Source organism: Acinetobacter sp. AB03 (assembly GCF_058107045.1).
In genome coordinates, this window is the sequence record NZ_JBUEBA010000018.1 from 1 (window position 1) to 6,889 (window position 6,889).

At 43.7% G+C, this 6,889-nt stretch carries 6 protein-coding genes and 1 pseudogene; all 7 read right to left on the bottom strand.

Annotation, left to right across the window (positions count from 1 at the left end):
- Positions 1 to 76: 76 nt before the first annotated feature.
- On the bottom strand, positions 77 to 3,097 hold the full coding sequence (locus ACY3FQ_RS16885; RefSeq protein WP_060994423.1) for a Tn3 family transposase: 3,021 nt from the start codon (positions 3,095 to 3,097) through the stop codon (positions 77 to 79).
- A 166-nt stretch (positions 3,098 to 3,263) separates the two neighbouring features.
- Positions 3,264 to 3,725 carry a hypothetical protein gene (locus ACY3FQ_RS16890; RefSeq protein WP_005006024.1) on the bottom strand — a complete coding sequence of 154 codons (462 nt, stop codon included), beginning with the start codon at positions 3,723 to 3,725 and terminating at the stop codon, positions 3,264 to 3,266.
- A gap of 22 nt (positions 3,726 to 3,747) precedes the next feature.
- Positions 3,748 to 3,975: pseudogene (locus ACY3FQ_RS16895) on the bottom strand (hypothetical protein); the annotation flags it as partial.
- A 10-nt stretch (positions 3,976 to 3,985) separates the two neighbouring features.
- The gene (locus ACY3FQ_RS16900) at positions 3,986 to 4,219 is read right to left on the bottom strand and encodes a hypothetical protein (protein WP_005006026.1); all 234 of its coding nucleotides are present in this window, start codon (positions 4,217 to 4,219) and stop codon (positions 3,986 to 3,988) included.
- 331 nt (positions 4,220 to 4,550) lie between these two features.
- On the bottom strand, positions 4,551 to 4,976 hold the full coding sequence (locus tag ACY3FQ_RS16905) for a hypothetical protein (RefSeq protein WP_489774489.1): 426 nt from the start codon (positions 4,974 to 4,976) through the stop codon (positions 4,551 to 4,553).
- A gap of 38 nt (positions 4,977 to 5,014) precedes the next feature.
- Entirely contained in the window at positions 5,015 to 5,170 is a 156-nt protein-coding gene (locus ACY3FQ_RS16910; RefSeq protein ID WP_005006030.1) for a hypothetical protein, read from the bottom strand.
- 181 nt (positions 5,171 to 5,351) lie between these two features.
- Entirely contained in the window at positions 5,352 to 6,500 is a 1,149-nt protein-coding gene (locus ACY3FQ_RS16915; protein ID WP_005006031.1) for a hypothetical protein, read from the bottom strand.
- Positions 6,501 to 6,889 lie beyond the last annotated feature (389 nt).

Here is a 6,889-nt window from a genome sequence, read left to right on the forward strand (position 1 = left end):
GGGGTCCTAGGGATTTTGCCTCCATATATTGCAAAAACCTCTGAAGCCCCCGTCTGCCGTGGCTTGTAGAGGGGTATCAACTTTCATTTCTAGGTCGATAGCCCTCAATCGGTGCCATTAAGTCCTCCAGTTTTGGCAGTTCGCCCGTCGGCGCGAACGTGTATGTACCCCGGAAGTTGATGTTCTCCCAAGCTACCGGTGAGGCCCGCTTGACTGTTTCCTGGTATCTGTCATTGCGCTGTTCCTCGAAGCTGTCCAGCAGGTTACTGAGTACTTTCGAGTTGAAGTAGATGATGGCATTAGCCACCAGTCGGGCACTTTCGTTCCAGATTTGGATCTCCTCATCGCTATTGCCTCGGAACCGGTCGCCGTTGACGTTGCTGATCGCCCGACGCAACTGGTGATAAGCTTCACCCCGGTTCAGCGCTCGCTGCACATGGTTTCTAAGGCTGGCGTCATCGATGTAGTTCAGCAGATACTGGGCCTTCAGTAACCGGTTGTATTCAGTCAGAGCCTCCAGTAACGGGTGGTTGTGCTTGTAGCCGGAGAGTTTACGCACCAACGTAGCTTGGCTGGTTTTCCGCTGGGCTAGAGAGACTGCGATCCGCTGGATGGTGTCCCAGTGGTCTATGATGCGTTTCGTGTTGATCGGCTTGCGCAACGATAGTTTCACGCGCTGATTTTCGTCTTCGGTGATGTTGAACAGCTCATTGATGACCTTGCCAACCCGGGCATATCGGGGGGCGAACCGATAACCGAACAGATCGAGCAAGGCAAAGTTCACATGATTTACCCCATGAGTGTCAGTTGAGAGCATGTCCGGGATAATCTCAGTACTGTTGTTCATCAACAGGTCAAAGATGTAATGGGATTCATGTTCGTTGGCGCCGATAACCCGGGCATTGATGGCCATATGATTGGCATTCAGACTGACCGCCGAGACGCCTTTGCTGGTACCGAAGTATTTTGAGGAATACCGTGTACGGAACGTCTCGCGCTTGGCTTCGAACTTCTGACCATCGGCACTGGCATGCAGACTGTCATCCTGGATGTTGTAGTGCTTGAAGATGCTCAGTCGTGTGGTAGCGTTGTTGATACGGTCATTGGCCGCATTCAGGGTTTCCAGCCGAAGGTAGTTCGCCTGGATAGTGCTGAGCTGATCATAGGTCCGATCGGAGATCTGAGCGATGCCATAGATGCCCTGATTAGTGGCATTGGCGATCAAGATCGCCAACAGGTCCACTTCGTATTGACGGCTTTTCGAGTTCATGCCCAGCACATGCTCGAAGTCGTCAATGAATCCGGTATCCTGATCCACCACGCGCAAGACATCGGCAACGCTGATCGCTCTCATTTGTTGGAAGAACGGATTATTCACCAGGTGTTTCTTACTGGCTGTAGGCAACCGCCAAAGGTGTTTGCCGCCTTTCGGGCGCAGTATCACGTCCCGATTGTCCGAACGTTCCAAGTATTCGCTGACCTCGTGTAACCGAAGGGTCAGCTCATCCGCCATACGCGGGATCAGTCGCGTCGGATCCTTGGAGATTTTCGGTTGCTGCGTACCCTCGACCAAGACCTGCTTCTGGTTTTTCCAGGTCTGTGGCTTCACCAGATCATCCTCTAACGCCCGATATCGAATGACTTCCGGCAGCATTAGCTGGCCGTTTAACCGGTTGGGAATCTGCAGGTACAGGAACCATTCATACCTGGCTTTATCTATACTGCCATCGGGTTTTAGCAATAGTGGTCGTGTGGCTTTCGGCGGTAGACGCTGATCAATGCAGGCATCGCCGAGCATATTGCCGGCGACCAGATCCAACCGAGCTTGGTCTAAGATCCGGGCTAACCGTTGCGTTTTGTCGGTGCCTTCCATGCGCAGACAGCAAAAGAGCGACCGTAACAGGCCGGTTCGCAATGTGGATTCCGTGTCCAGGTGTTGCCAGAACGCTTCCTCCGCTGACTGTTTCTGATTGCTCAGGTATCGGCAGACCGAGTTCAGGTCGTTGGCACTGAGAAACTGGAAAGCCTGTTGCTGTACCGCGTGGAAGGAAGTATTAGGGTCGATGCGGTCATCCACGAACAGGTGCAGGATCTCAGCGGCTTTACTCACGTTGCGGGCTGCCTTTTGCCAGTCTTGATAAACCCGTTCCTGCGCCATCTGATGCGCTCGTTGCTTCACCTGTCGAGTGTGATGGATGAACCCTTCCGCAATGCGCTCCAAGCCCTGCTGGTACCGAGACTGCAGATAGCACAGCAGGTACAAGCATTGGTTAGCAGGCGACTGACGCTTAAGTTTAGCACCGTAATAATCAACCCGTTCGGCATAGTGATGCTGGTTTTTCTGGGACAGAGAAAGCGAGTCGAGTACAGTCGTCACATCCTCCATTAGCGGTTGAATATGGTTATACACCGCCAGCTCTTTCTGCAGCTCGGTACCGGTGAAGTTGCGAGCGCTCCCGCGCAGCTGCTTCAATGTAAAGTGGTCTTCATCGGAAACCAGTGTCTGCAGCATATTCTTTAAGCTTTGGCTGCAAGCGGCATTGATCTGATCATACAATCGTTGCTGATGTTGATTAATCACCTGACTGACGATCTTCTGCAGGGTACTATAGGCAGGAATGGCGATCTTCTGGTGGGCCAGGTACTCGATTGCTGCGTCAAAGAGTGCGCGGGGTGCCACCCAGCTTTCAGCGCAGACCAGCAAATGTTCAACAAGCCGGGGTTGATGTTGCTTATCTTTCCAGCTGTTGACTCCAGCAATTGATAAAACACGCTCATAGATGCGGGATTTTTGGTCCGCTTTCAAACTAAAGCGCCGAAACTTGAGGTCTTTAAAGTGAAATCGCGCAATAAATGCCAAGTCATCCTGCATGGATTTATAACTCGGGTTGAGCAGGATCGGTTTGCATTTGAAGTAGCCCAACAATGCAACGGCAACACAACGGTACTTGCGTTGCCGTATTCTGGATAGCTCCGCAAGTTCTTTATCATTTAGCGCGAAGTAAAACCGCTGATAAGACTCGTTGAAGGAAGGAACGCTGTATAAATCCTCGATTTCCGCGGCAGTGAGAATTGATAGCCGTTTGTCTCTGCTCATTCTTTGACCTAAAGGTCAAAGAAGATAACAAATTTTTGGTGAATTAGAAATTAATAGCCCTCTACAGGCCACGGCAGACGGGAGCTTCAGAGGGTTTTGCGATATATGGAGGCAAAATCCCTAGGACCCCATTTTGTCTCTCTCACACTTTTGAGTAAGCCTCAAATTAATTGAAAAGATCATGAAAACTGTTTTGAACGTCAGACCGTGCGATCGGCGCTGTTTCTTGCTGCACAACTTCATCAATCAAATAAGCAACAGGACTTACAGATTGGCTTTTTGTGAAAGTCGGTGCACCAACTTCAGCGATAAACTTCTCGCTAATCGGTTTTTTTATTTCTAAGCGATACACACGGCGCAGCTTGTTTAAGCAATCAGACATCGATCCATCGCCAATACCGTGACGGGTTTTCTTGTTATCACGAGTCTTAAACGTGAAGTATGGAAAATGTTTGGCCATGACTGCAGTAATGTCTTTACCAACCAGGTAAATGTGGCTGTGTGTTTCGTAGAAGTGGGTAAATGACGCCTCTACGTGATAAGCAGCCAACAAGCTTTTTGCTTGTGGGTCAGTGATAACCGATTTAACTTGGTTAATCATTTTTTTGGCAATTGTTTTGTTATTCATGATGAACACCTTATAAATTTGATTAATTAGATTGAGTTAATGCTAGTTGCGTAAAAATACGTGATAGGCACACTTTACATGTAACAAGGTGCGGTACCGTGTCCACGGTAACATCACCTACTTTCATTTTGAATTCTTTCTTTGCTTCATCTGCAGGGAATAAGCCTCCAGCTGAGCACAAGTACTGGTTTTTCTCACGAACCAATTTAGATCCTGAGTAGTCTTCAGCAAAAACCAAGTGAGTCACTGTATTTGATTTCTCACCATCGCGTTGCTAAAACCTTGGTGGACCATTCCTCCCACAAATTGAACTTTTTAGCTTGTTCAACCATATGGTGCAGATCTGCAGTAGAAATTCTAACTGATGGCATTGAAGGGTTATTTACTGATTCTGGCGCACGAGTTACACGAACAAGTTCTATAACTTCATGAGCTTCAATTGGACCATATTTGCGATCAAGGTTTTTGCTCAATAATTCATTAATAGTAGCCATTTCAACTCCAAGTTTTAAGCGTTGTGCTTCTAATTGTTAATTTTAAGATAGAACCTAAACCAAAAAACTTTTTTGAAATTATTTATTATTGTTTTACTGATCCTTGCTGCGACTTTTAACAGATAGCAGCTAAAAATGGTAATGAGGATGCTATTAAAATGATGGAAGCAATTAAGGAACCATAAAAATAAGCATTGATCCTGGTGCGCCAGATCTAGCGCTGGCCACAACCAAATTTCTAAACCTTTTTTTAATCAACTAAAAAAACATCGAATGCGGTTTTCAACTGCCAAAAAGTGAAGCAATAGACATGCTTCACTAGTTATTGTTATTAAACTTCAGTCAATTCATTAATATCTAGGATATGAACGCCGTTTGATGTCAGTAGCCAACATGGGAGGGTATGTGCTTCAGTGACTTGAAGTATGAGGCTGTTAAGAGTGTCACTAGATTTTTTGCAGTAAAGGCAATCAGGCTCAGGATTGCTACCATCATCATCAATCAATGGCGTGTCAGCAATTAAGCGGTATGAAGCATACTTAATGATGTCAATATCATCGGCATTGATTGGCTCTTTTGAGCTTAGGAGTACTTGCTCTAAGCTGAATGCTTCAGGTTCAATCCATTTAACCTTGCTGGTGTTTGCAATCTGGTAACTTAACTGAGTGCCATCAGCAAAAAACACGACAAATTGACCATCTTCAATGTGCTGTACTTTAAAATTGCATGGAATGGTGAATGTGTTGTAGTAATTCATGGGGTTTCTCCAAGTTGTAGGCGTTGAGCCTAAGTTGATTAATCGTTTAAAACAGATTCGATAAAAGAGAGTATTTCAGCTTTAAGAGATGCTGAAATGGTTGCAGTATTTAACTGGCTTAAATACATATCAGCTTTGTCTTTTATTTCTTTTGACGTTGCGGTTTTACGAATTAAAACTAATGTATTCCACATATTAAAACCTTTAAGGATAGTGATTAAATCTATATTCATTATACAAAGCGCAATAGCTGTTTAATTTTTCTTAAAATTTAAAAATTCAAAACCTTTTTAATCAATTAAAAAACATCGAATGCGCTTTAAAAAATGCCCAAAAGAAAAGGGATAAGGTTTTACGCTTATCCCTGTTTGGGTTTTAGATATGGCAATCAACAATCGTGATTATATAGTCGCTTGGAAAGCTCTTGAGCAAGGCTTGGTTTTTGTTTTCCCAATCTTCTTCCTTGCGAATATCCTGTCCAAACATGCCACACTCTGAACCTGTCCAGTCGCCTATTTCATCACCACTGGTCGCATCTAAGAAACAGTATGTACCGAATGGGTTTGCTGATTTTTTAGCTACGAATTCTTCACGGCTCACCAAAAATTCATCAAAATCATAGCCACTCAAGCCATAAAACTTATCAGTGTCATTGGCTCTAATTGTTTTGATTGAATCTTGGTTATGATAAATGTCACGCTTTTCATTGACTGTTTCGATTGATTCATCAGCCCACAATTCACTTAATGGACGCCAAGTACGTGAAGCATCACCGATACATTTTTCAAAGTAGTCATAAACACGGTTGGCTTCGGTTTTTAAACGGTTGATTTCGGATTCAAAATCAAGCTCACCAATCGGGCAACTATTCACATTACGTCCATCAAGACGCAACAGCATGTTTTTCCAACGTCCTCCGATTTCATACCAATCGTATTTCGGATTCGGGTTGGTGGTGGTGAAGTAATCGACCACTTTGCCATCAGCATCAAGCTCTATCCATTCTGTCCAACTTTCATCAGGTTTTTCACCTGTCAAAACAGTTGGCGTAACTTCTTCGTTATACCAATTAATGAACTGTTGAAGCTCAAACACTTCAGTACATGGCACATCTTTTTGATGCCATTGAATGAACATGCCTAAATCACGAATGCGACTTGAGTACGTACCATCATCGTTTTTGACCTGTACCACTGATAAATGCTCACCGCCGTTCGGGAAGTCAGCAAAAATATCACCTTTGTTGTTTTTGATGGCATCAAGCTCTAAGTCTGTTGCATCACGCACGAAACGAGGGTCGTCAAGAAACGCATAGCGTTCTTCACCATCATCTAAGATAGGCTTTGAGTTTTTCATCAAAGTGATTTCTGTCGATTCGTATTGGTCTTTAATTTCGTCCAATGATGATTCTGAAATGCAATATTTGTTTTTAATGCCTGAGCATTCAAATTCGTAAAATGGTTCTAGGGCATCTACAACATCACCATCAGGGGTGGTAACTACTGCAACTGTGAAATGTGACATTTTAAAATCTCCAAGTTTTGAGCCGTGTGCTCTACATCTGAGATTCCATAATAGCTATTAAGTGGCGTTTATAACTTTTTCTTAAAATATAAATGAAGCTGAATATAACAACGGTAGTGATTCAGCAATGAAAATATTTTAATCAATTAAAATCACCGTATACGTTGAATAAAAGTAATATCAATTATTTCTATTTAATGAAATAAAATAAGGCTCACATATTAAAATAACCTGATTACATAGATCTATATCAAAAAAAGCAATTTAGTTCATTAAGCTGATAACTTAAAGTCATAAGGAATCCTATATTTAGGGTTTATAATTTATATGTTAAAGAAAATAAATAAAAGATGGCAATAATTAATAGTTGCCATCTTTTTGAGTTCTAG

Coding starts and splice junctions, on each gene's coding strand:
- ACY3FQ_RS16885 (WP_060994423.1), bottom strand. CDS start 3,097: ATGAGCAGAGACAAACGGCTATCAATTCTCACTGCCGCGGAAATCGAG.
- ACY3FQ_RS16890 (WP_005006024.1), bottom strand. CDS start 3,725: ATGAATAACAAAACAATTGCCAAAAAAATGATTAACCAAGTTAAATCG.
- ACY3FQ_RS16900 (WP_005006026.1), bottom strand. CDS start 4,219: ATGGCTACTATTAATGAATTATTGAGCAAAAACCTTGATCGCAAATAT.
- ACY3FQ_RS16905 (WP_489774489.1), bottom strand. CDS start 4,976: ATGAATTACTACAACACATTCACCATTCCATGCAATTTTAAAGTACAG.
- ACY3FQ_RS16910 (WP_005006030.1), bottom strand. CDS start 5,170: ATGTGGAATACATTAGTTTTAATTCGTAAAACCGCAACGTCAAAAGAA.
- ACY3FQ_RS16915 (WP_005006031.1), bottom strand. CDS start 6,500: ATGTCACATTTCACAGTTGCAGTAGTTACCACCCCTGATGGTGATGTT.